Source organism: Hafnia sp. HMSC23F03, from assembly GCF_001816025.1.
Taxonomy (GTDB): domain Bacteria; phylum Pseudomonadota; class Gammaproteobacteria; order Enterobacterales; family Enterobacteriaceae; genus Hafnia; species Hafnia paralvei.
The window spans coordinates 51,177-75,213 of record NZ_KV824233.1 but is presented as its reverse complement, the minus strand read 5'-3'; the positions used below and the strand labels follow the sequence as shown (position 1 = coordinate 75,213).

General features: G+C 48.0%; 22 protein-coding genes, 3 tRNA genes and 1 pseudogene (1 of these 26 running past the window's edge). 13 read left to right on the top strand and 13 right to left on the bottom strand.

Annotated features, from left to right (window positions below; genetic code table 11):
• Window positions 1-131 precede the first annotated feature (131 nt).
• Together HMPREF3091_RS15245 and HMPREF3091_RS22260 are read left to right on the top strand one after the other, a co-directional pair.
• A complete protein-coding gene (locus HMPREF3091_RS15245) occupies window positions 132-518 on the top strand; it encodes a VOC family protein (RefSeq protein ID WP_070716777.1) in 387 nt (128 codons plus the stop codon).
• 129 nt (window positions 519-647) lie between these two features.
• Window positions 648-1,469 (top strand): hypothetical protein, encoded by an 822-nt coding sequence (locus HMPREF3091_RS22260; protein WP_083321438.1) that lies wholly within the window; start codon window positions 648-650, stop codon window positions 1,467-1,469.
• 71 nt (window positions 1,470-1,540) lie between these two features.
• Here the strand turns inward: HMPREF3091_RS22260 and mdoH are convergent.
• The 3 genes and pseudogenes from mdoH to HMPREF3091_RS15225 all read right to left on the bottom strand — a co-directional run bounded on the left by mdoH (window position 1,541) and on the right by HMPREF3091_RS15225 (window position 6,435).
• Window positions 1,541-4,090: pseudogene (mdoH, locus tag HMPREF3091_RS15235) on the bottom strand (glucans biosynthesis glucosyltransferase MdoH).
• On the bottom strand, window positions 4,083-5,579 hold the full coding sequence (locus HMPREF3091_RS15230; protein WP_004096126.1) for a glucan biosynthesis protein G: 1,497 nt from the start codon (window positions 5,577-5,579) through the stop codon (window positions 4,083-4,085). The pseudogene mdoH and the gene HMPREF3091_RS15230 overlap by 8 nt, the downstream one beginning before the upstream one ends.
• Window positions 5,580-6,075: 496 nt before the next feature.
• The gene (locus HMPREF3091_RS15225; protein ID WP_246839998.1) at window positions 6,076-6,435 is read right to left on the bottom strand and encodes a DsrE family protein; all 360 of its coding nucleotides are present in this window, start codon (window positions 6,433-6,435) and stop codon (window positions 6,076-6,078) included.
• Window positions 6,436-6,601: 166 nt separating this feature from the next.
• Between HMPREF3091_RS15225 and HMPREF3091_RS15220 the strand changes: the two genes are divergently transcribed.
• From HMPREF3091_RS15220 to HMPREF3091_RS15205, 4 genes are all read left to right on the top strand, one after another.
• The gene (locus HMPREF3091_RS15220; RefSeq protein WP_004096129.1) at window positions 6,602-6,976 is read left to right on the top strand and encodes a MysB family protein; all 375 of its coding nucleotides are present in this window, start codon (window positions 6,602-6,604) and stop codon (window positions 6,974-6,976) included.
• A 210-nt stretch (window positions 6,977-7,186) separates the two neighbouring features.
• Window positions 7,187-8,878, top strand: a complete 1,692-nt coding sequence (locus tag HMPREF3091_RS15215) for a sensor histidine kinase (RefSeq protein WP_004096131.1) — start codon at window positions 7,187-7,189, stop codon at window positions 8,876-8,878.
• Window positions 8,875-9,609, top strand: a complete 735-nt coding sequence (locus HMPREF3091_RS15210) for a LytR/AlgR family response regulator transcription factor (protein WP_004096133.1) — start codon at window positions 8,875-8,877, stop codon at window positions 9,607-9,609. Before HMPREF3091_RS15215 ends, HMPREF3091_RS15210 begins: the two co-directional genes overlap by 4 nt.
• 274 nt (window positions 9,610-9,883) lie before the next feature.
• Complete coding sequence (locus tag HMPREF3091_RS15205; RefSeq protein ID WP_070716774.1) at window positions 9,884-10,285, top strand: HdeA/HdeB family chaperone; 402 nt, start codon at window positions 9,884-9,886, stop codon at window positions 10,283-10,285.
• A gap of 93 nt (window positions 10,286-10,378) precedes the next feature.
• Here the strand turns inward: HMPREF3091_RS15205 and glk are convergent, their stop codons facing one another.
• The 3 genes from glk to HMPREF3091_RS15190 form a co-directional block, all read right to left on the bottom strand.
• Entirely contained in the window at window positions 10,379-11,344 is a 966-nt protein-coding gene (gene glk, locus HMPREF3091_RS15200) for a glucokinase (RefSeq protein WP_070716772.1), read from the bottom strand.
• Window positions 11,345-11,523: 179 nt separating this feature from the next.
• The gene (locus tag HMPREF3091_RS15195; protein WP_070716767.1) at window positions 11,524-12,225 is read right to left on the bottom strand and encodes an aspartate/glutamate racemase family protein; all 702 of its coding nucleotides are present in this window, start codon (window positions 12,223-12,225) and stop codon (window positions 11,524-11,526) included.
• A gap of 72 nt (window positions 12,226-12,297) precedes the next feature.
• Window positions 12,298-12,750 (bottom strand): multidrug/biocide efflux PACE transporter, encoded by a 453-nt coding sequence (locus HMPREF3091_RS15190; RefSeq protein WP_004096141.1) that lies wholly within the window; start codon window positions 12,748-12,750, stop codon window positions 12,298-12,300.
• Between the two features lie 107 nt (window positions 12,751-12,857).
• On the opposite strand from HMPREF3091_RS15190, the gene HMPREF3091_RS15185 reads away from it, so the two are divergent.
• Window positions 12,858-13,727, top strand: a complete 870-nt coding sequence (locus HMPREF3091_RS15185) for a LysR family transcriptional regulator (RefSeq protein ID WP_070716764.1) — start codon at window positions 12,858-12,860, stop codon at window positions 13,725-13,727.
• Window positions 13,728-13,743: 16 nt separating this feature from the next.
• Here the strand turns inward: HMPREF3091_RS15185 and HMPREF3091_RS15180 are convergent, their stop codons facing one another.
• A complete protein-coding gene (locus HMPREF3091_RS15180) occupies window positions 13,744-15,417 on the bottom strand; it encodes an alpha-keto acid decarboxylase family protein (RefSeq protein ID WP_070716763.1) in 1,674 nt (557 codons plus the stop codon).
• A gap of 223 nt (window positions 15,418-15,640) precedes the next feature.
• On the opposite strand from HMPREF3091_RS15180, the gene mgrA reads away from it, so the two are divergent.
• Window positions 15,641-16,630 carry an L-glyceraldehyde 3-phosphate reductase gene (gene mgrA / locus HMPREF3091_RS15175; RefSeq protein WP_070716756.1) on the top strand — a complete coding sequence of 330 codons (990 nt, stop codon included), beginning with the start codon at window positions 15,641-15,643 and terminating at the stop codon, window positions 16,628-16,630.
• Here mgrA and HMPREF3091_RS15170 read toward each other — a convergent pair.
• A complete protein-coding gene (locus tag HMPREF3091_RS15170) occupies window positions 16,627-17,193 on the bottom strand; it encodes a sugar O-acetyltransferase (protein WP_004096148.1) in 567 nt (188 codons plus the stop codon). The genes mgrA and HMPREF3091_RS15170 overlap by 4 nt on opposite strands.
• A gap of 193 nt (window positions 17,194-17,386) precedes the next feature.
• On the opposite strand from HMPREF3091_RS15170, the gene HMPREF3091_RS15165 reads away from it, so the two are divergent.
• Window positions 17,387-17,824 (top strand): DUF2502 domain-containing protein, encoded by a 438-nt coding sequence (locus HMPREF3091_RS15165; RefSeq protein ID WP_246839997.1) that lies wholly within the window; start codon window positions 17,387-17,389, stop codon window positions 17,822-17,824.
• A gap of 60 nt (window positions 17,825-17,884) precedes the next feature.
• Here HMPREF3091_RS15165 and HMPREF3091_RS15160 read toward each other — a convergent pair whose 3' ends face one another.
• A complete protein-coding gene (locus HMPREF3091_RS15160) occupies window positions 17,885-19,120 on the bottom strand; it encodes an Nramp family divalent metal transporter (RefSeq protein ID WP_008812864.1) in 1,236 nt (411 codons plus the stop codon).
• A gap of 401 nt (window positions 19,121-19,521) precedes the next feature.
• Here HMPREF3091_RS15160 and HMPREF3091_RS15155 point away from each other — a divergent pair, with 401 nt between their 5' ends.
• A complete protein-coding gene (locus HMPREF3091_RS15155; RefSeq protein WP_070716752.1) occupies window positions 19,522-20,724 on the top strand; it encodes a NupC/NupG family nucleoside CNT transporter in 1,203 nt (400 codons plus the stop codon).
• Between the two features lie 238 nt (window positions 20,725-20,962).
• Here HMPREF3091_RS15155 and HMPREF3091_RS15150 read toward each other — a convergent pair.
• Window positions 20,963-21,038, bottom strand: a tRNA-Ala gene (locus HMPREF3091_RS15150).
• A gap of 75 nt (window positions 21,039-21,113) precedes the next feature.
• A tRNA-Ala gene (locus HMPREF3091_RS15145) sits at window positions 21,114-21,189 on the bottom strand.
• Window positions 21,190-21,448: 259 nt separating this feature from the next.
• On the opposite strand from HMPREF3091_RS15145, the gene HMPREF3091_RS15140 reads away from it, so the two are divergent.
• The gene (locus HMPREF3091_RS15140) at window positions 21,449-21,844 is read left to right on the top strand and encodes a DNA-binding protein (RefSeq protein ID WP_070716747.1); all 396 of its coding nucleotides are present in this window, start codon (window positions 21,449-21,451) and stop codon (window positions 21,842-21,844) included.
• A gap of 31 nt (window positions 21,845-21,875) precedes the next feature.
• Window positions 21,876-22,088, top strand: a complete 213-nt coding sequence (locus HMPREF3091_RS15135; RefSeq protein WP_004096162.1) for a hypothetical protein — start codon at window positions 21,876-21,878, stop codon at window positions 22,086-22,088.
• Window positions 22,089-22,198: 110 nt separating this feature from the next.
• Here the strand turns inward: HMPREF3091_RS15135 and gltX are convergent, their stop codons facing one another.
• On the bottom strand, window positions 22,199-23,614 hold the full coding sequence (gene gltX / locus HMPREF3091_RS15130; RefSeq protein ID WP_004096164.1) for a glutamate--tRNA ligase: 1,416 nt from the start codon (window positions 23,612-23,614) through the stop codon (window positions 22,199-22,201).
• 186 nt (window positions 23,615-23,800) lie between these two features.
• Window positions 23,801-24,037 (bottom strand): hypothetical protein (locus tag HMPREF3091_RS22750; RefSeq protein WP_210403563.1); only part of this gene is annotated, 237 nt, incomplete at its 5' end.
• Window positions 24,013-24,037 (top strand) — tRNA-OTHER (locus tag HMPREF3091_RS15125) (it continues 48 nt past the right edge of the window). The two genes, HMPREF3091_RS22750 and HMPREF3091_RS15125, sit on opposite strands and share 25 nt — an antisense overlap.

Sequence of the window (24,037 nt, the reverse complement as noted above, 5' to 3'; positions counted from 1 at the left end):
CAGTGCTCCTAGCTGTTGCATATTTGTTGAATATTATAAAGATAAAACGTTATGGTGGCTCCGAAACGTTTTATCCATCGATTTATTGAACGCTATTATCTCTCTGATTTTTTCATTATGCGGAGCCACCTATGCTAAGACTCTCCACGTTGGATCATTTAGTTCTCACCGTCGCTGATATCAACAAATCCGTACAGTTCTATCAGCAGGTGCTAGGAATGGAAGTCGAAACATTCGGCGCTGAAGGTCGAACCGCCCTGAAATTCGGTGAGCAAAAAATCAATCTCCACGCGGCCAAAGCGCCCTTCCGCCCACACGCCAAACACCCAACACCGGGTAGCGCTGATTTATGCTTTATCACGTCTCAACCGGTGCAAGAAGCTGTTCTTTGGGTTATTGGATGCGGCGTTGAGGTAATTGAAGGGCCGGTCACTCGAACCGGTGCGACGGGAAAAATTCACTCTATTTATCTACGCGATCCAGACGGAAACCTGATAGAAATCGCCAATCGCCTTTAAATTTTTCCTGGCCACCACGTATGCAGTGTGAATTATTACAGAGCAGCCCATTCAGTCCTCCTTCTATGTCGCACGTGGTGTATTATCAATAGAGTTATCTCTCCAATTCTACCGCCACAAGGAGCCTGAATGCGGCACCCAGAGATCCTACTCACTGCTGCTACGCTACTTTCCGTCATTTTATCTCAGTCGAGTGCCATGGCCACTCTGCCGCTTCCCAGTAGTCAGCACATTGTGCGCTCCAACAATATTATCTTGATGGAAGGGGATATTATTGGCCCAGCCAAAAGCTACCATCAGTACGTTATTGGCCCGGAAAGCCAAGATACTTTGCGCGATATCAGCATCGAATTTGCCCGTAATGGACAAATAAACACGGCGAGTCAAAGCTACGGACCTAACCCTGTTTGGGAAAGTCGATTAGTCCCTGATGATATTGGCTGGATGAGTCGCAGCGTGGTTGCCGTTCAGACCAACGACGAGCAGGACGTTTCGCAGTTGATTAGCGCTTATAAAACCGATGAGCGCGGACGGATCGTGAAAGTCACAGAAGTTGAAGCCGGTGACAAAACGATTGGGATCACTAACCAATATTATTTCTATACGCCTGACGATCTGGTGCGTTTTTATGTCGCCGTGGGACACAATCCAGGATTTGGCGTCTATCTTTATCGACCTGATGGCCGATTAGAGAAAGTGATCAAAAATGACAATGACTCCGTTTCTACATTTACCGACAATGGTAAAGATCTCAGCTCCACAACAAAAACACCGCATGTCACCTACATTACCGAGTGTCAGAAATGGGATAACAGCAGCAACTGCGTGCTATCAGAAAAGCAGGAAATCATCAGCTTCGACTACCTAGGCGAAACGAAATCCATCACGTCACGCTTTATGCTACAGCAGGACATTTTGTACTACCCGCCACATCGAGCAACTCATCCTTAACGGGAATTGAAGATAAAAAAAGGGCATTTGCCAAAGCAAATGCCCTTTTTACATTTTAGCTCAATCAACCACTAAGCCGCAGGTTTCAATGCCTGGTAAGCCTGAGTCCATTGCGGATAGCGATCTGGCGCATTCCACACAAGCTGATGCAGACGAGCCAGCGTCACAGGATCGCTTAACAGCGCTAAACGCTCATCGCGGCTGAGATCCTGTGGTGCTCCACTCAGTGCTTTCTCAACTCGCTCTTCACGAGCCTTGGAGATCGCTGCGTGTGCGTGGTGACGCGCCGTTGCCATCGCCGTGGCTAAGGCGTTGTATGACGGATCAAACACCGCACGTAAAAATCCATGATCGAGTTCACGCTGGTTATTCATTTCAACGTAGCGCTCAGTCGCCACCATCTCAACCGGAGGTGAATACTCCTCTGGGATCAGGAAGATCTTGGCTCGCTTGCACTTCACGCCAAGAGTACGGCGGCTAGTGATAACCGACACGATCGGTGACAGGATCAACGATACGACGATCGGAGACAGCCACCATAGGAAGCGAAGATCCAGTATCGCAACGCCACCGGCCCAAATAAGACCGAGCAAACATTGCGAACCATGACGACGGAAAGCTTCGCTCCACGGCGTAGCATCATCGTCACGCTGAGGAGACTGCCAAGTAATTGACCAGCCGAGGAATGCACTTACCACAAACACCGTATGGAAGATCATGCGCACCGGCGCTAGCAACACGGAGAACAACATCTCCAGCAGCATAGAAATCAGCAGGCGGAATGAACCACCATACTCTTTCGCACCTTTAGCCCAAATAAGCACCACACTAAGCAGCTTGGGTAGGAACAACAACACCAACGTGGTTGAGAACAATGCAATTGCCAGTTCAGGTCGCCACTGCGGCCAAACCGGGAATAGCTGACGTGGCTGCAAGAAGTATTGCGGCTCCATCAGCGTATGCACCACCTGCAACGCCGTCGAGAGCACCAAGAACATAAACCACAGCGGCGCAGAGAGGTACGACATCACCCCTGTCAGGAACACCGCACGGTGAACCGGATGCATCCCTTTGACGAGGAACAGACGGAAGTTCATCAGGTTACCCTGACACCAACGGCGGTCACGTTTTAACTCATCCAGTAGGTTTGGCGGAAGTTCTTCATAGGAGCCAGGCAAATCGTAGGCGATCCATACGCCCCAGCCCGCACGGCGCATCAGCGCAGCTTCAACGAAGTCATGCGACAGAATAGAACCCGCGAAGGTGCCATTACCCGGCAACGGTGCCAGCGCACAATGTTCGATAAACGGTTTAACGCGGATAATCGCGTTATGGCCCCAGTAGTGAGACTCGCCCAACTGCCAGAAATGTAAGCCCGCCGTAAAGAGCGGCCCGTACACGCGCGTAGCAAACTGCTGAATACGCGCATACAGCGTATCCATACCGGTAGCCTTTGGTGCGGATTGAATAATCCCTGCGCTTGGATTGGCTTCCATCAGACGAACCAGATTGGTTAAACAATCTCCGCTCATCACGCTGTCGGCGTCGAGAATAACCATGTAGCTGTATTCTCCGCCCCAGCGACGGCAGAAATCGTCGATGTTGCCGGATTTGCGTTTTACGCGGCGACGGCGGCGGCGATAAAAAATACGCCCTTCGCCACCGACTTCTTTGCAGATTTCCATCCACGCTTTTTGCTCAGCGACGCAGATATCAGGATCGTAGCTGTCGCTCAGAACAAAGATATCAAAATGCTCAATTTGCCCTGTCGCCACAACAGATTCGTAGGTAGCACGCAGACCCGCAAATACACGCGATACGTCTTCATTGCAAATCGGCATAATGAGCGCCGTGCGATGGTTCGGATTTAATGCTTCATCCCCCACCGTCGTCGCGGAAATGCTGTATTTATCCCGTCCGATCAATAGCTGAAGGAAGCCCATCAGCGCCGTCCAGAATCCCGCCGATACCCAGCAGAACAGAATGGCAAATAGCACCAAAATGCCCGACTGCAATACATAAGGCAGCAATTCCAACACTGACTGCATCAATGGCTTATCAAACATTGACAGCGGATCGATCAGATCCCAGCCCTGATAAGGCAAAATGGTTTTCATGTACCACGTTGCGATCACGGTTTGGGTCAGCATCAAGATCAACAACACCCAACGGCGCATTGAGCCCACTTTACGCCAGCGTTTATCCGCCTCAGCTTCTGCTGCGGTTTTAAACTGGTGCTTAGGCGGCTGGGTTCTGCCTAGGAGACTATCCCACATGCGACCCACTGGGTTAGTGCGCCACTTTTCAGGGAACATCGACGTACGCTTAATCACCGGCATTGCTTTGATCGCAGTACGTCCTGCCGCATCTTTTGTTAGCAATGCTTTTTCTTCCAGCGTATCCGACCAGCCCATTTCCAGACGCGATTCAACTGAACAAAGAGGCGCATCTTGCGCCTCTAAATCCGACAGTTGAACATCGTCTGAGGCCAGCGACCTATGCACCGCATCAACAGAAATTTCCTGTGATGCGGCCATTTACTGCCTGAGCGCGGCTTCTTGCTCCGCGCTCATCGCCAGTGCCTTCAAATAGGCATCAGCATTCTCAGTAGACTTATTCATTGGCAGGTAACTGATAGCTCCAGGTTTCACTCAGCGGTTTATCTTCTTTAACCAGATAAGCGCGCATCTCAACCGGTTTTTTGTTGTCGATAACGTTGAAGCGCAGCGTCAAACGCCAGCCGCCGGTTACCGGGTTGTAACGCAAATCATTCTGTACCAGTTTAGTGTTGTCATCCGTCGTCACCTGAGTAGTCACAGGAGCATCTGGCGTCAACGCTTTCAATGCCGGGCCAACGAAGTCAACAATCAGCGCCGTCGTACCGTCGGGTTCACGGATCAGGTTGGACTGTTTCACGTCGCCAGTTGAGCGCATTGTCTGTTTTACCCACGCTAACGCAGGATCATGAAGTTTTGCTTCGTCACGAGTGAAGTGTAGACGGTAATCCAGATTAATTGGTTTTCCGACTTCTGGCAGGCTGGCAGGGATCCAGAACGCAACGATATTGTCATTGGTCTCATCCGCAGTTGGAATTTCTACCAGTTCAACTTTACCTTTGCCCCAAACGCCACGTGGCTCAACCCAAGCTCCCGGACGCAGATCGTAACGATCGTCCAGATCTTCATACTGGGAGAAATCACGAGTACGTTGCAGCAGGCCGAAACCTTTAGGGTTTTCAACGCTGAAGGTACTTACGGACAGATGCTTAGGATTGTTCAGAGGACGCCAGATCCATTCACCATTACCGGCATGAATCGACAAACCTTCAGAATCATGCAGCTGTGGACGATAGTTCACGTTGCTTGACGGTTGGTTAGAACCGAACAAATACATGCTGGTCAGCGGAGCCATACCCAGCACGCCGACTTTATCACGCAGATAAACGCGAGACTGAACGTCAACCACAGTATCTGTCCCCGGCGTTACAATCATGCGATAGGCACCCGTAGCACGCGGAGAATCCAGCAGCGCATAAATCACTAAATGCTTATCTTTGGCCTTTGGACGTTCGATCCAGAACTCACGGAAACGCGGGAACTCTTCACCAGAAGGCAGCGCGGTATCAATGGCTAAACCACGGGCAGAAAGACCATAAACCTGACCTTTCCCCACCACGCGGAAGTAGCTGGCCCCCAGCATGCTCATTATTTCATCGTTTTTACCCGCCTGATTGATCGGATAAACCACTTTGAAACCGGCAAAACCTAAATCTTTCACAGCTTCAGGGTCGTGTTTGACAGAACCAAAATTAAAGTAATCTGGGTTGTATTTGATCTGACGAACGGACGTTGCTGTCACTTCGTTGATTTTGACTGGTGTATCGAAATACATTCCCTGATGGTAAAACTCTAACTTAAATGGAGTCTTGAGGTTATTCCAATAGGGTTTGTCATGATTGAATTGAATTTGCTGGTAATCAGCAAACTTCATCTCACGAAACTCTGATGGCAGATTGCTTTTAGGCGCCTTGAAGGACTCCCCTGCCAGAGATTGTGCTTTTTTTGCAACATCATCTAGCGAAAACGCCCATGCCTGTGTTGTTGCGAGCATCAGAAATACCGATGCTGCCAGCCCTGTTAAAGCGCGAACCTTGGGCCGGGTGATTAATAAATGTGTTAGCACATACCCCCCTGATGGTGCTCTACGAAACGAAGAACTCAGTTATAAATTGGTTTATTGGACAGCATAGTAATGGATCACTCACCCCGCCGACAACAACCTAATAAGGCTAACGACAAGGCAGAATTGGTTTTAATTATACCTGCCGCAGGTAATAATTAAATTAACATTTAAAATCAAAATGTTACATTAAGTGTTTTTAGGAGTATCCCTAATAGAGAGCTAATTCAATCGGCTAAAAATTTCACTGAATAAAATTAGCGCAATGGTTTCAAACATCGCGATATAGCGCAGGAAGACGCTTTTTTATCCATAATTCTGATTGACCACGGGTGTGATAACGGAACCCTAAAACGCTTAACTCAACATGAGCAAGCCAATCCACACCGGTCGTTTTCAGAAACCGGTGCGGCTACGGGGATACGTTTTAAGGTTTGATGTAGAAATAACCATTTTCTTGGTGCTCTACCAATGCCAATATTCCGGCAGGAACTGCATTTACGCCCATCAATAGTCTATCTAGCGTTATGTTATTCGCTCGCATGGCATTTTCACATGCAAGTAGAACAACGTTAGCTTGCTGCAGGGCTTCCCAATTGGGCGACTCGTCGCTGTCAGCAATCAGTGTACTGATGGCCGAACCCGTGAAGATAATATGAATATCGGTAAACGCGCCGCTTCGGGCTTTGAGTAGATTGGTTGCGTTATTAAAGGCAGAGATACAGTGCATTGATTCAGAGACATGCATAACGACTTTCATGATAGCCAACGATATTGATGAAAACATGAAATGAACCTTAGCAGTCTGCGTAAGCAAAGTCATTGCTGGGCACTTCTGTTGCCATCTTGAAATGCAAAAAAATCTTGCCGTTTTCTTGCACCTTTACAGAAACAATCAACAATAGATATTCAAATAGAAAAATTCATAACCACTACCAATAGCGAGAAACATCATGGACATGTATCTAACCTTAGATGAAGCTATCGACGCCGCCCGCGAAACCTATCTGGCCGATCATGAGAATAGTGACGATGCATCGCAGGTGGCACAATTCAATCTGCAAAAATATGTCATGCAAGATGGCGAGATTATGTGGTTAGCGGAGTTTCACGCCACTGAAGATGAAGGCGGTGAAGGCGTGCCTATGTTTAGTGGCGAAGCTGCACAGGCTATTTTCGATAACGACTACGACGAAGTGGAAATTCGCGAAGAGTGGATCACCGAGAACACACTCTATGAGTGGGACGAAGATGACTTCCAATATGAGCCGCCGCTGGACACCGAAGAAGGCGAAGCGGCCTCCGACGAATGGGAAGAACAAAATTAGTCGCGATTTCACATCTCAATCGATCTATCGTACTTCTGTTCCTTTGATAGATCGATTGTGTTCTCTTCTTCTAATTCTGCCTCCTCATCATAGATCTAAACAGCGCTACCGCTCTGGTTGATTATCATCGCTGATACTTTATGGCTATAATCGCCATTCACCTATGCGATGAATGATTCGGTTTAAAATATTTTGCAAGAAAATTTCAACATGCTGTTGGCGGTTTTTGAACGCGCCGCCCTGATGCTCATCTGTATCTTCTTTCTGACGCGTATTCGCCTATTCCGCCAACTGCTGCAAAAAGAGCAGCATACTCGGATTGAATTGGCTGCGGTCACCGCGATCTTCACCACTTTTGCCCTTTTCAGTACTTATAACGGCATCAGCGTGGAAGGCGCGCTCATCAACGTGCGAATTATCGCCGTGGTTTCTGGTGGGATACTGTTTGGTCCGTGGGTGGGAATTATTACCGGCGTCATTGCTGGAGTGCATCGTTATCTCATCGATATGGACGGTGTAACGGCTATTCCATGCCTAATCAGCAGCATCGTGGCCGGTATTATTTCTGCTTGGATCCATCAACGCGTGGCCAAAGAAAAGCGTTGGAGCGCCGGTATTTTGGCGGGCATGCTGTGCGAAAGCCTCACCATGCTGTTGATCATCGTCTTTATCGACTCCAAACCGTTAGGCATCGATATCGTTGAGCATATCGGTTTACCCATGATCCTTGGCGCGGGTTGTATTGGCCTGATCGTTTTACTGGTGCAGAGCGTGGAGGATGAGAAAGAGGTTATCGCCGCTCGTCAGGCTAAATTGGCACTCGATATTGCCAACAAAACCCTCCCCTACTTCCGTAATATCAATAATGACTCTTTGATGACGATCTGTAGCATCATTCGGGATGATATCAACGCCGACGCGGTCGCGATTACCAACACAGAAAACATTCTTGCCTACGTAGGCGTCGGCCAAGAGCAATATAATATTGGACAAGAGCTCATCAGCGATGTCACTCGCCAAACCATCCAGCGCGGCGACATTACCATTAATAATAACGACGAAGCCCACCGCACACCGCAGATCCATTCGCAAATCATCATCCCGCTTCGGGAAAAAGGTGAAGTGACAGGCACACTAAAAATTTATTACTGCCACGCCCATAAAATTACCTATTCATTGAAAGTGATGGCTGTGGGGCTATCACAAATTATCTCTACCCAAATTGAAGTTTCACGCATTGAACAACTGCGTGAAATGGCTGACAAAGCCGAACTCCGTGCCCTACAAAGCAAGATTAATCCGCATTTTCTATTCAATGCGCTTAACGCTATTTCTTCCTCGATTCGAACTAATCCAGACACCGCTCGCCAACTGATTATCAATTTGGCTAGCTATCTGCGATTCAACCTTGAACTCAACGACGAACATATTGATATCAAACGCGAACTGCATCAGGTACAAGACTATGTCGCGATAGAAAAAGCGCGCTTCGGCAATAAGCTAACCGTCATTTTTGATATTGACGACGTGGATTTAACCATCCCCAGCCTACTCATTCAGCCATTAGTCGAAAACGCGATTGTTCACGGCATTCAGCCATGCCGTGGCAAGGGCGTTGTGGCAATTGCGGTGAAAAAGAAAGACAACCGGATCCGGATTTCAATCAAAGATACAGGTAATGGAATCAGCCAAGAAACGATTGACCGCGTCGAGCGCGGCGATATGCCAGGGAATAAAATTGGCCTGTTGAACGTACATCAGCGTGTCAAACTCCTTTATGGGGATGGGTTGCATATTCGCCGCCTTGAACCCGGCACTGAAATCTATTTTTACATTACCCCAAGCGTTTCTACGCACAGCGAACTCTCGGTGCTAGAACCCAAGGAGGTTAATACACCATGAAAGCCATCATCGTAGAAGATGAATTCTTAGCTCAGGAAGAACTGAGCTACTTAATCCGTACGCATAGCAAAATTCAGATCGTTGGAACCTTCGACGATGGGCTCGACGTCTTAAAATATCTCCAACACAACGAAGTGGACGCTATCTTCTTAGACATTAATATCCCGTCGTTAGATGGTGTTTTGCTGGCGCAAAACCTAAGCAAGTTTGCGCGTAAACCGCAGATTATTTTCATTACTGCCTACAAAGAACATGCGGTTGAGGCTTTTGAGTTAGAAGCGTTTGACTACATTTTGAAGCCCTACCATGAGTCACGCATCATTACCATGCTGCAAAAGCTAGAAGCAAGCCACCAGCGCGATCAGGAATTAACTCAAAACAATACCGTGACGCGTCCTGCGCCAAAAACCATCAATTTGATTAAAGACGAGCGGATCATTGTCACCGAGTGCAACGATATCTATTACGCTGCCGCAGATGAAAAAGTCACGCGCGTCTTTACGCGTCGTGAAGAGTTTGTGATGCCGATGAATATCACCGAATTCTGTAACCGTCTGCCAGAGGAGAAGTTTTTCCGTTGTCATCGTTCGTACTGCGTAAACCTTTCAAAAATTCGTGAAATCGTCCCTTGGTTCAATAACACCTATGTACTGCGTCTTACCGATCTTGAATTTGAAGTCCCAGTAAGTCGTGGAAAAATAAAAGCATTTAGACAATTAATGCGACTTTAACACTGGCATATTTGCCAGAAAATGCCCAATAAATGGAGAGATTTCACAGGAAATCTCTCTTTTTTTTCAAAATAAAAATCTACACCGACACCTACAACTAGACCAAATCACTACACATATAGAGCTAATCTCTAAACAGATAAAATAATTAAGTGATATATATTATTTGTGTTACAAAAAATAATTTCACAAGTTATTATACCCACCTAATAACACAGTAATTTATTGATTGATTTATGAGCAATTAGCTCAGTGGTATGACAAGAGAATAGTGATGAATAACAACATTTTTGCAGTTGCCCTTATTGGCGCACTTCTGGCGACGACCTGTGCTTATGCCACCTCAGTGGAAGGTTGTGAGCAACAGAATAGTATGGTTATTCCCATCGATACGTCGGCGGGCGCGGTGCAAACCGCAGATCTAAAAGAGTCCAAAAACACATCGGTTCATATGTCCTGCGAAGACTTTTTGGCGTTGGATACACAAGCACAAACCCCCGTCGTATTCTGGGTAAGCAATCTCGACCCAAATGACCAAGGTAATGATGACGTTGATGAAAGGCAGATTGACGAATTCGTCACCCCAATGGTGATTGAAGAGTGTCATAAAACACCAGCGCTTAAGCTGGTGGACTTAAAAAGTAAAATAGAGCAATACATCCAAAGACACTTCTGATCGTCGTTATTTCTGATTACCACGACTAACGAAAAAAGCCTGCATAGGATGACTATGCAGGCTTTTCGATCGCATGATTCACACCGGTAGAAGCTAAAGTTTAATCCCCAACTCTTGACGCAAATGTGCACCTGCGCCCAGCAGGCCTGGGTTATCATGCGTAATCATATACACAGGAATATCATGCACATAATCTTTGAAACGACCTTTGTCTTCAAAGGCTGCGCGGAATCCTGAGGCCTTGAAGAACTCAAGGAAACGAGGAACAATCCCCCCTGCGATATATACGCCGCCAAAAGTCGCCATATTCAAGGCCAAATTACCGCCAAAACGCCCCATGATGACGCAAAAGAGTGACAGCGCTCGACGGCAGTCAGTGCATGAGTCAGCCAGCGCGCGTTCAGTCACATCTTTTGGCGCTAAATTTTCCGGCAAACGCCCGTCAGATTTCACAATCGCATGATATAGATTGACTAAACCCGGTCCAGAAAGGATACGCTCAGCGGAAACATGACCGAGTTCTGGACGTAACACTTCCAGAATCATATCTTCCTCTTCGCTATTGGCTGCAAAATCGACATGCCCCCCCTCGCCCGGCAAGCTGATCCAACGATCGGCCGCATGGATCAGGTGTGCAACGCCAAGCCCTGTTCCCGCACCGTAAATAGCGATCGGTTTATCCTTCTGCGGCTCTTTGCCGCCAAATTGCATCAGGTGCTCAGGTTTGAGCATCGGAATCGCCATCGATACCGCAGTAAAGTCATTGATGACTTCTAATTTTTCCAGCGCCAGATTCTTTTTCATCTCTGTAATAGAAAATGCCCAAGAATGGTTGGTCATCGCCACCCAATCTTCGGTCACGGGGCAAGCGATGGCGATACAGGCTTCCTTGACAGAAACGTTATGTTCTTGCAGATAAGTACGGATTGTTGCTTCCAAGCTATCGAACTCTAAGCCGGAATAGGTCTTGGCCAGTGAGATCTCACCGTTTTCCAGCGAACAAAGTGCCAGACGAGCGTTAGTGCCGCCGACATCCCCGACCAGTGCGTGCGTAGTCATACTGCCCTCTCCCCAATGTGCTGCCTGAACCACCCAAAAATGACAGAGCGTATCTAACCACAGCCCCAGCGGCGGTCACAATGACCGATCATCTCCGTGCCACGCAATAGTGAAATCGATCACAAAAATCGTTTCAGCTTTCAATTTCACCTTGTCATTTTACCTGTGAACTTAGGCTATTAACGCACATGCTCCAAAGCCCAATGCGCTGCATATTCGGCGTGTATTTGGGCCGTATCAAACAAAGGAACAGAGGCGTCGGTTTGATCCACCAACAGAGCAATCTCCGTGCAACCAAGAATAATCCCTTGCGCACCCTGTTCAGACAGGCGCTGCATAATCTCGCGATACTGCTGACGTGACTCAGGGCGGATCTGGCCTAAGCACAGTTCCTGATAAATAATGCGGTGGATGACTTCTCGATCTGACTCGTTAGGCACCATGACCTCGATACCAAATTTATCCGTGAGTCGCCCGCGATAAAAATCCTGCTCCATGGTAAAACGCGTGCCTAATAGCCCAATGCGCGTTAGCCCTTGTGCCTTGATGCGCGCAGCCGTTGCATCGGCAATATGCAGCAGAGGTAAACCGCAGCGAGATTCGATCTGTTCAGCCACTTTATGCATGGTGTTAGTACACACCACAATTCCTTCAGCACCGGCGGCCTGTAGGCGCTGTGCGGCATCTGCCAACAACTCTCCCGCCTGCGCCCATTCACCGCGCATTTGCAAATGTTCTACTTCGGCAAAATCAACGCTATATAAAACCAGCCGAGCGGAATGCAATCCACCCAGCTGGTTTTTGACCGTTTCATTGATAATCCGATAATAAGGAACCGTTGACTCCCAACTCATTCCGCCCAGCAAACCCAATGTTTTCATGTTTCAGCCTCCCGCTAATCCCATATTGCTTCTTGGATTAACATAACGCAGGCTTGCGGAGCGAGTACAGCATTAGCGGAGTGTTGACGCCATCTTGCGAGCAGAGCGGCGCTCAACGATACGCTCACGCAAGGTGTCATAAACCCAGTTATACAGCATGGTATACGGCAGGAAGAACAGGATAATCCCTAACTCCAGCAGGAAAGCCTGTAGCATCGAAATCCCTAATACAAAGGCCGCGATATTGACACCAATAACGATAAATCCGCACTCAAAGCCTAGCGCGTGGAAAATACGCACTTTGACATTACGCACGACGCGGCTCACTGGCCACAGTCGATCAAATATCGCGTTATAAATGATGTTCCAAATCATCGCGGCGGTAGCCAAAATAATGGTTAAACCGCCCATCTCCCACACTGAGCGCTGCATAAGATAAGCCCCCACAGGGGCACAAATAAGCGTGGCAATAGCCTCGAAAGTGACGGCATGGAATACACGTTCCATCAAAGTTTTACGTTGCATAATCACAAGAACCTCAAATAAACACTCTGAGAGATGTCAGAGATCGTGATTATCATCGGTTAAAACGTTATATTGAAATTAGATACCATCGATAAAATAGATACTTTATGCGATATTCTCCCGAAGCACTGAATGCCTTTGTTGAAACCGTTTCTGCGGGCTCCTTCTCGGCCGCCGCACGCCGGCTACATAAAAGCCAGTCCACTATCAGTACGGCAATTGCCAATCTGGAAGATGATTTAGGTGTCATCCTATTTGATCGTTCAGCGCGCCAACCGGTGCTGACGGAACAAGGACAGCGGGTATTGATCCATGTGCAAGAGATCCTTGCCGCCAGCGAACGTTTGGATCAGCTTGCCGTGCGGTTAATGGATCAGATTGAGCCGCGACTCACATTCGTCCTTTCTGATACTTTTCATCCCAGCGCGCTCGAAGCACTCCTGCATGAATTCGATCGCCGCTATCCCGATACGGAATTTGAATGCCTGATAGGTGAAGAAGAGGACGTTATCGATCTACTACAAAAAAATCGCGCCCACATCGGGCTTATTGAAGCGAGGAAAAGTTATCCACCCGACATTAGCGCCGCACGGTTAAGCAAACAAACCGAGATGGCCATTTACGCGGCGCCGACGCACCCACTTGCTCAGCGAGAACGTATCCGCCCCGAAGAATTGGATGCCGCTAGAGAGCTACGTTTAAGTACCTATCTGGAACGCGATCAGGCTCGTGTGCATGGGGTGATTTGGTCTGCGCCGAACTATTTACTGCTGCTAAGTATGGCGGTTCAGGGACTTGGCTGGAGCGTTCTACCTTGTGCGCTAGTCGACGAGTTTTGCCACCGCGATGAGCTGGTGCAGCTATCGGTTCCTGGCTGGCCGAAATCCACCTCGGTCGATGTTGTGTGGTCAAAAAGCTCCCCACCGGGACCAGCAGGGAGTTGGATCAAAGACTATTTGTTGGAGATGCCAGCGTAGCCATCACTCGAATATATTACTCATGCGCTGCATTACGCTCGGCAATGGCTTTACTCAGCTTAGCGAGATATTCCGGCACATCCATCTTAGGTAACATCACTTCGATGAGCGTTAATGCCTTGGGAACGTTAACTTCGCTAAGCACCTTTTCCAAAGCCGGAACGCTGTCCGCCTTATAGGTGGAAAAATCGCCATTCACCGATAGCGCCGCCGGAATTTTAGTCCAATTCCACGCCGCAATATCGTTGTAGCTCTCTTCAGGCCCGTGAATTGCGCGCTCCACCGTATAACCGTCATTATTCAGCAAAATAATAACCGGTTTTAGGCCGTGGCGTAGCAGAGTACCCAGCTCTTGGATCGTCAGCTGCGCCGAACCATCACCAATCATCAGTACTACACGTCGGTGAGGCTGCGCCAGCTGAGCACCCAATATTGCTGGCAGGGTATAACCGATAGATCCCCATAACGGCTGAACAATAAAAGTCACCCCTTTAGGCAATCGCAATGTGGCCGAGCCAAAACTGGCCGTCCCTTGCTCGGCAACCACAATGTCATCTGGACGTAAAAAGCGTTGCATCTGCTGCCAAAACGCAGGCTGATCGAGTTTGTTTCCATGGTTTTCCGGCAAACAGTCGCGCAAAGATTCCGGTGCCTGCCATTCAACACTTAGCTCCTTAGCCAGCTCAGTCAGTGCTGCCAACGCATCACCCATCGGTAACTGGCTGAAAACCTGCCCTGCAACGCTGGCCGAAAACGGTTGCAGGTCGATGGTTTTATTAGCCGCGATTTGATGAGTAAAACCAGCCGTAACACTGTCGGTCAAACGCACACCAACGCTAATGAGCACATCGGCGTTTTCCATTGCAGCCTTGACCTTGGGTTGGCTGGCTCCACCGGCATAGGTGCCAATAAAATTAGGCCGGCTTTCATCCAGCACACCTTTCCCCATCAGCAACGTTGCACTGGCTACACCCTGTAGGTCAGAAAGTTGTTGAACCAGCTGTTTTTGCCCAAATCGATCGGCGAGAAAATCTGCCAACAAAGCCACTTTGCGAGCTGGTTTTAGCAGCTCACGCGCAGCCTGAATAAACTCACTCAGCCCAGTCACCTCATCCTGTCTAGCGGCAAATGGATAAAGCTCAGTACGGATTGGCTCATCGCAGACATCGCTTGGCAGTAAGATATAACCCGGACGGCGGTGATACAGCACATCGCTGAGCACGCGGTCGATTTCTAGCGCGGCATTCTCAGGGGTTAACACCGCCTGAGAGCAGGTCACTTCCGCCGCCATACGATAGAAATGACCATAGTCGCCGTCACCTAAAGTATGGTGTAGCAACTCCCCTTTTTGCTGAGAACGGCGGTTGGGAGCCCCTACGATATGTATCACCGGTAAATACTCGGCATAACTACCGGCGGTGCCGTTTATCGCACTCAACTCCCCTACGCCAAACGTCGTTACCAAGGCCGCAGCCGGAGCGCAACGTGCATAACCATCAGCCGCATAGGCAGCGTTAAGTTCGTTAGCGCATCCGACCCACTCCAACTGCGGATGAGCGGTGACAAAGTCTAAAAACCTGAGGTTGTAATCTCCGGGAACACCAAATACGTGTTGGATACCCGCCTGTGAAAGTCGATCAAGGAGATAATCGGACACGCTGTAAATATTGCTGTTTAAAGTCTTGCTCATTACGATGCTCCCAATTAGCGATTTCAGTGCAACACGCGTTGCAGAAACGAAAATTCAATTGACGATTAGAAGTATAGGGGGCGCTTTTTAGTGGCGTAAAAACCCACTGGGGAGCATGATGGAAAGCTAGATTTACGCAGTGAACACGCATTTGTGTGCATTATCAGCGATGAGAATTCACGCTCTAGTGAGCTTTTTTCATGTTTTCGTGTAAGGAAGATCAATGAGTTATCTTGCAAGTCCTAAGCGCTATCAATCTATGGAATATCGACGTTGCGGGCACAGCGGTTTACAGCTACCGGCTATTTCGCTCGGGCTGTGGCATAACTTTGGTGATACCACGCTGTTTGATAACAGCCGCGATATGTTGCTGTGTGCCTTCGATTTAGGCATTACTCATTTTGATTTGGCGAATAACTATGGTCCACCTCCCGGCTCTGCGGAAAGCAATTTTGGCCGCATTCTGCAGCAGGATCTCATGCCATATCGAGACGAAATGGTGATATCCAGCAAAGCGGGTTACACCATGTGGGATGGCCCCTACGGTGACTGGGGCAGTAAAAAGTATCTGATCGCCAGCCTGAACCAAAGCCTGAAAAGAATGGGATTGGACTACGTCGATATTTTCTATCACCATCGACCAGACCCGAATACGCCGTTGGAAGAAACCATGGGCGCTCTCGACTTGATAGTGCGTCAAGGCAAAGCGCTGTATGTCGGGCTATCAAACTATCCGGCCGAAACGGCTCGCCAAGCCATTAAGATCCTGCGCGATCTCGGAACACCGTGTCTGATTCATCAACCGAAGTATTCAATGTTTGAACGTTGGGTTGAAGGCGGTTTGCTGGACGTATTACAGGATGAGGGCGTTGGATCGATTGCCTTTTCCCCATTAGCCGGCGGTTTGCTTACCGATCGCTACCTGCACGGCATTCCACCGGATTCGCGTGCAGCACACAGCAAGTTCTTAAAGCCGGAAGTCATTACTGAGCAGAAGCTTGGTCAGATTAAAAAATTAAATGATATGGCGCTGGCTCGTGGGCAAAAACTTTCGCAAATGGCGCTTGCGTGGGTTCTGCGCGGCGACCGCATCACCTCAGTGCTTATTGGTGCAAGCCGCACCAGCCAAATTGAAGATGCTATTGGTATGCTAGAAAACCGTCATTTTAGCGCCGAAGAGATCAGCGCCATTGAAAGTATTTTGGCCAGCTAGTCTTCATCTACCGAACGCAGTACACGACATGGATTTCCCGCTGCCACCACGCGCGGCGGGATATCTTTGGTCACCACGCTTCCCGCTCCAATCACTGAGCCATCACCAATAGTGACTCCCGGACAGACGATCACTCCACCACCAATCCACACGTTGTTGCCAATGGTTATCGGTTTGCCAAACTCGATACCGGAAATGCGCTGTTCAGGATTTGTAGGATGCGCGGCGGTATAGAGCTGTACGTGCGGTGCAAACATCACATTATCACCAATAGTGACGGGCGCAATGTCCAGAATCGTCAGATCCGTATTGGCGTAAAAATGCTGACCAATGTTGATGTTGTAGCCATAGTCACAAAAGAAAGGGCCTGTGATCTCCGCCTGCTTATCCGCATGGGGTAGCAATTCATGAATCAACGCTTGGCGCGCTTCCCGCTGAGATGGAAGGGTATGATTAAAGCGATAACATAGATCAATAGCCCGCGTTCTATCTGCGACTAATTCACTATCTGACGAGTAATAGTTTTCTCCATCAATCATCTTCTGCTTTTCACTTTTGCTCATGCATACAGCTCCTTTAATTGGCTAGGCAGACAGAATAATCTCAAACACAGACTTCACCAGCAGATTACCCCATTTCTCCACATTATCATCACATTCAGAATGCTAATATCAGCTAACAAAAAGGAATGGCGACGTTATGTATCAGCCATTGATGACAATAGCGATTAGCGTCCTTCCGCATAAGGAGAAAAATATGTACCAGCGCATTGCGGCCATCGCACTGGCCTTCTGTAGCCTGCTGCCTCTGGGCGTTGCACAGGCAACATCGGCGGATATCGATTTACTTCCAGGCGTTACATTGCATTTAGGTGACCGCGACCAGCGAGGGAACTATTGGGACGGCTACGACTGGCGCGATCAGAGCTGGTGGCGTAGCCATCAGGGGCGCTGGATTGGCGATCGTAGCCCTCGCGGATATTATTGGGATGGTGGGCGCTGGCGAGATCAGGGATGGTGGCATAAGAACTATTACTCGCGCGGCGGAAAATACTATCGCTACAAAAACAAACATTACCGCCACGACAATGGCAATCACTATGGTCACTATAAAAATGGCCATAACAAAAATAAAGACCACGATCACCATGACCATGACCATGACGATCATGGTAAAGGGCGTGGACACCATTAAGTACTGAACAAAAATGGGCTCCCAAAAGGAGCCCATTTTTTTCTTTAAATTTTCTCAATGCTAAAACAGCATACTCGCCAGCAGATAAAAGTTTAACCCTACGACGATAACCACAATCACTCTGCCCGCATTCTGTACATAGCGACCGTTAACCATTTCACCCATGAGTTCTTTATTACCGGTAAAGCGAAGCAAAGGCACTAAAGCCAAAGCGATACCGAAACTCAATAATACCTGACTGAGCAACAGGATACGCGTTGCATCTAGACCCGCCATAATGACGATGAACGACGGTAACATGGTCACGACGCGGCGCACCCACAAAGGGATATAGAAGCGGACAAAACCTTGCATCACAACCTGACCAGCCAATGTGCCGACCACGGTAGAAGAAAGACCTGCGGCCACGAGACTCAGGCCAAAGATAGTGGCGGCAGCATGACCAAGCAGAGGTTTCAGCGTCAAATAAGCCTGATCAAGTTCTGCAATCCCACTATGACCAGAGAAGTGAAATGCCGCAGCCGCTGTCGCCATCATCGCAAGGTTCACAAAACCCGCAATTGTCATGGCAATTGCGACATCAAGCTTGGTCGAAGAGTAACGTTCTGCCTTGGTCCCTTTGGATGACGATGTCTGAGTCAGCGAAGAATGCAAATAGATAACATGCGGCATAATGGTTGCGCCCAATACCCCTGCGGCCAAAAATACGGCTTCATGAGTGGGTAAATCAGGAACGAGCATCCCATGAGCTAATTGCGCAATACTTGGCTGAGAAAATACGAGTTCCACAATATAAGCCGCTGCAACAAATAAGAGTAAGCCACCAATCACCAGTTCAAGAGGCTTCTGCCCACGGCGCTGTAAGGTAAGAATCAAAAATGTAGCAATACCGGTTAATACCGCACCTTCCAGCAAAGTGCATCCCAGCAGCAGTTTGAAACCAATCGCTGCGCCGATGAACTCTGCTAAATCAGTAGCCATCGCAATAATTTCAGCCTGAACCCAGTAGGCCCACACGGCAGGTCGAGGAAAGCGATCGCGAATATGTTCTGCAAGGTTTTTGCCCGTAGCAATCCCGAGCTTAGCAGAAAGAAGTTGGATCAGCATGGCCATGAAGTTGGCCCAGACAACCACCCATAACAGCTTGTAGCCGTAAGAAGCGCCCGCCTGAATGTTAGTGGCAAAATTGCCGGGATCGATGTAGCCAATGGCGGCGATAAAAGCAGGCCCCATCAGCGAAAGTTTTATCTTTCGAGACGCTGGAGGAGTTGTTTCTACAACGCGTGAATCAAGCATATCAGCCACCTTAACACCTATAGTCACATCAGCAATTTGTGACCTAAACTTTGTTCTTGACTCCATTATCCTCAAAATGAGAATGATTATCAATATCAACTTAAGCGATATTCCCTATCTCTTTGATAGGTCGTTGGCTTGTGGAGTCTGGCAAGGCGCTTTCTGCTTTACATACTTTCACCTTCATTCCCAAACGGCAGAATATGGTGTTTAATAATAATATCACATTTTTTCAAACTTTCACTAACACCGCTATTGGGGCAGTTTTGTTACTTTTCTAACTTTTTTCTTGATTTACGTTATAACAATTTCAATATTTGCAACCTAAGTCTCGTTTTTACCTGTGCCGTTACATAGAATGTGCTGCGAAATTTAGCCTGCCTCATAATTTGGAGCACTGTATGTCCCCTATTTTGCATTTTGTTTTAGCCCTTGCGGTGGTAGCGGTACTTGCCCTGCTCGTTAGCCGCGATCGCAAAAGCATTCGTGTGCGCTTCATTGTTCAGCTGTTAGTCGTAGAGATCCTGCTGGCCTATTTCTTCTTGAACTCCAACATCGGTTTGGGCTTCGTGAAAGGTTTCTCAGGTTTCTTCGAAACTCTGCTCAAGTATGCGGCAGAAGGTACCAACTTCGTCTTCGGTAACATGAGTGACAAAGGACTGGCCTTCTTCTTCCTAAACGTACTGTGCCCAATCGTCTTTATCTCTGCCCTGATTGGTATTCTTCAGCACATCCGCATATTGCCAATTATCATCCGCGCAATTGGTACCGTGCTGTCTAAAATCAACGGCATGGGTAAACTGGAATCTTTCAACGCCGTGAGCTCACTGATTCTGGGTCAGTCTGAGAACTTCATCGCGTATAAAGATGTTCTTGGTAAAATGTCAGAAAAACGTATGTACACCATGGCAGCAACGGCGATGTCTACCGTTTCGATGTCCATCGTAGGTGCATATATGACCATGCTGGATGCCAAATTTGTGGTGGCAGCGCTGGTGTTAAACATGTTCAGTACCTTTATCGTACTGTCACTGATTAACCCATACTCTGTGGATGGTGAAGCCGATATTCAGTTGAAAAACACCCACGAAGGTCAGAGCTTCTTTGAAATGCTGGGCGAATATATTCTGGCTGGTTTCAAAGTTGCGATTATCGTTTCTGCTATGCTGATTGGCTTTATCGCCCTGATTGCAGCGCTGAACGGCTTGACCGAGTGGATCTTCACATTCTTCCATATCGAAGGAATGACCTTCCAACGACTGCTAGGCTATGTCTTCTATCCATTTGCATGGGTGATGGGTGTACCAAGCCACGAAGCGCTGAACGTGGGTAGCATCATGGCAACCAAGCTGGTTTCCAATGAATTCGTTGCCATGATTGATCTGCAGAAGATTGCTACCGAGCTGTCTCCTCGCTCACTGGGCATTCTGTCTGTGTTCTTGGTTTCCTTCGCTAACTTCTCGTCAATCGGTATCGTTGCAGGTGCAATCAAAGGCCTGAACGAACATCAGGGTAACGTCGTTGCGCGTTTCGGCCTGAAGCTGGTTTACGGTTCTACGCTGGTAAGTATTCTGTCTGCATCGATTGCAGGTCTGTTCCTGTAATTCACAGTCTCATTCTGATTGGTTAAAAGGCGCTTAGGCGCCTTTTTTATTATCTCCTACCCAACCCCACACCTTTTTTAGGAAAATTCCATAGTATCGATTACAGCGCCTTTTGCGGATACGCCTCACTCGATAGCTAGAACCATGGTTTAAAAAGACGAAGTAGAGCTTTTGAGTGGGATTGAACGCGGGATCTAGAAAAGCAAAAAGCCGACATTTCTGTCGGCTTTCTTAATTTTGGTGGAGCTAAGCGGGATCGAACCGCTGACCTCTTGCATGCCATGCAAGCGCTCTCCCAGCTGAGCTATAGCCCCACGACTGATACTACGAGAAGTGGTTGTACTTCTTTCTTATTACTTGAAATGTTTCCAACCAATCTGAGAAAAGGTTGGTGGAGCTAAGCGGGATCGAACCGCTGACCTCTTGCATGCCATGCAAGCGCTCTCCCAGCTGAGCTATAGCCCCAACGCTGACGCTTAATCGCGTTAACGGGGCGCATGATATGAAACCTCACAAAAGCTGTCAACGGCTAAATGTTCTTCCTGATTTAAACGCTGAAAAAGACGCCAACTCAACGTTATTTATCGACAAATCAGTAGTCAGAGCAAATTCAATCTTTAGGAAAGCTAACGCTGTTTTATGGTTCTACTCACTGTATTCTATTAGCTAGATATGTAACTATTTCGAGTAATAGAAACGCGGTGACTTTTAGCAAGGAAGGATTATGAACAAGGAATGGTATGCAGCAAAAGAATTGGTTGGAATCGCCGGTTTCCCGACCACGCCTCAGGCAATAAATCAGCGTGCGAAATCTGAGGGATGGCGTAAGCAGAAGCGAAGTGGCGTTCAAGGCAAAGCGCTTGAGTACCATATCAGCAGCTTCCCGGATGAAGTTGTTTCTGCCCTGCTTGCGAATGAGGAGTCATCGTTTTATTTAGCAGATATGCCCAAGGCAGAAAAAGCATGGAGCGCGATATATTACCAATTGACTGAAGAAGAACGTGAACTGCTAACGCGTTTTATTATGCGCCAAGGTATCAATGCTCTCTTCGATCGCTTAGGTGCACGTCCTCAAGCCGTTACTACACCTGATGACGATAATATCGAACCTCTCTCTTAATCGTATCGTACCCAATTGCAAGGATTGCAAAATGAAAAAGGAATGGTTCACCAAAAAAGATCTGGCCAATTTAGGCTCAGGCTCTTCCACACCAGACAAAGCATGGCTCACTATTTTTAACCAAATGAGCCAAGAAGAGCGCCAGATTCTGACGACTTTTGTCATGCGTGAGGGAATTGATGCTTTACTTTGTTGCCTACACACCAACGCTAAAACTAGCCATACCATGATGATGGAAAACTAAGATTCTCATTAATCTCCATCATACGTAAGCTAGACAACAATAATCGTAAGTTTCAGATGCAAAAAAACCGGCCTTAGCCGGTTTTTGTTTTACTGATGCGACTCTTTTGTTTATTGCTGTGCTTCACGCTCTGCAATAAAGGCCAAAGCCATATCGATACGCTTAAGCGAGCGCTGCTGACCAATAGCATGCACGGTAACATCCACACCTGGTGACTGACCTGCGCCTGTAACCGCAACACGCAGTGGCATCCCAACTTTGCCCATACCTACTTCAAGCTCATCCGCAGTGCCCTGGATCGCGTGATGAATATTTTCAGCAGTCCAATCGGTAATAGCGGCCAGTTTAGCTCGCACTAACTCCAATGGCTGACGTGCAACAGGACGAAGATGTTTTTTCGCTGCGTCAGCGTCAAACTCGGTGAAGTCTTCATAGAAGTAGCGCGCCTGAGCGGCCATCTCTTTCAGCGTTTTGCAACGCTCGGCCAGCAACTTAACGATTTCTACCAGCTGTGGACCGTTGCGAGTTTCATAACCCGCCTCATGGATGTGCCATGCTAGGTGGATAGCAACATATTCTGGAGGCATGGTGTTGATGTAATGATGGTTCAGCCACTGTAACTTCTCAGTGTTGAACGCACTTGCCGACTTGCTGATGTCATCAAGCGTGAAGAACTCTTTCATTTCATCAATGCTGAAAATTTCCTGATCGCCATGAGACCACCCCAAACGAACCAGATAGTTCAGCAGAGCTTCCGGCAGATAGCCGTCATCACGATATTGCATCACGCCAACCGCACCGTGACGCTTAGACAGTTTCTTACCGTCATCCCCCAAAATCATGGAGACGTGTGCATATTCAGGAACCGGAGCTCCCAGCGCTTTCAAGATATTGATCTGGCGTGGCGTATTGTTGATATGGTCTTCACCACGAATAACATGGGTAATTTCCATATCCCAGTCATCGATAACAACACAGAAGTTATAGGTTGGAGAACCATCGGTACGGCGGATAATCAGATCATCCAGCTCCTGATTACTAAATTCGATAGGGCCACGAATTTTATCATCAAAGATCACCGAACCTTCCTGCGGGTTCAAGAAACGCACCACGTGCGGCTCGTCATCAGCATGATGTTCATGGCTATGGCGGCAGCGACCATCGTAACGAGGCTTCTCACCGTTAGCCATCTGTGTTTCACGCAGCTCTTCCAGACGTTCTTTAGAGCAGTAACATTTATACGCAGTGCCCTGCTCTAACATCTGATCGATCACATGGTTATAGCGATCAAAACGTTTGGTCTGGTAGTACGGACCCTCGTCCCAATCGAGATTCAGCCAGTTCATACCATCCATGATGGCGTCGATCGCTTCCTGAGTTGAGCGCTCAAGATCGGTATCTTCGATACGAAGAACAAATTCACCGCCAGCGTGGCGGGCGAACAACCAAGAATAAAGTGCGGTACGCGCACCACCTACGTGCAGGTAGCCAGTTGGGCTAGGTGCAAAACGGGTTTTGATTTTCATGTGAAACGTGGCCTTTATTACGCAATGACCGACATTATATACCCTAAATAATTCGAGTTTCAGGCTGCCGACAGATTTGTGAGCCTATAGCCACATAGATAACGATGTGACCAAGAAGACAAACACTGCCAGCGCACATGCAACGGGAAGAACGACGGGAATAAAAATGTTGCCTGCTTTCTATTACTAATAAGTAGCCAGCATTCTACCATTACGCCCCAATTCCTCAACGCCGTTACGTCTATAGTTCGGGGGCATATTGCAGAATGTGCTTAAAAAGCTATCATTGCTGCCTATGTATAAGACATCTTGACTATTTTTCCAACGAACAGCATTTTTTCTTGAAAAAAGCGTTGACCATTTTCGGGCGCTCCCTATAATGCGACTCCACACAGCGGGGGTGATTAGCTCAGCTGGGAGAGC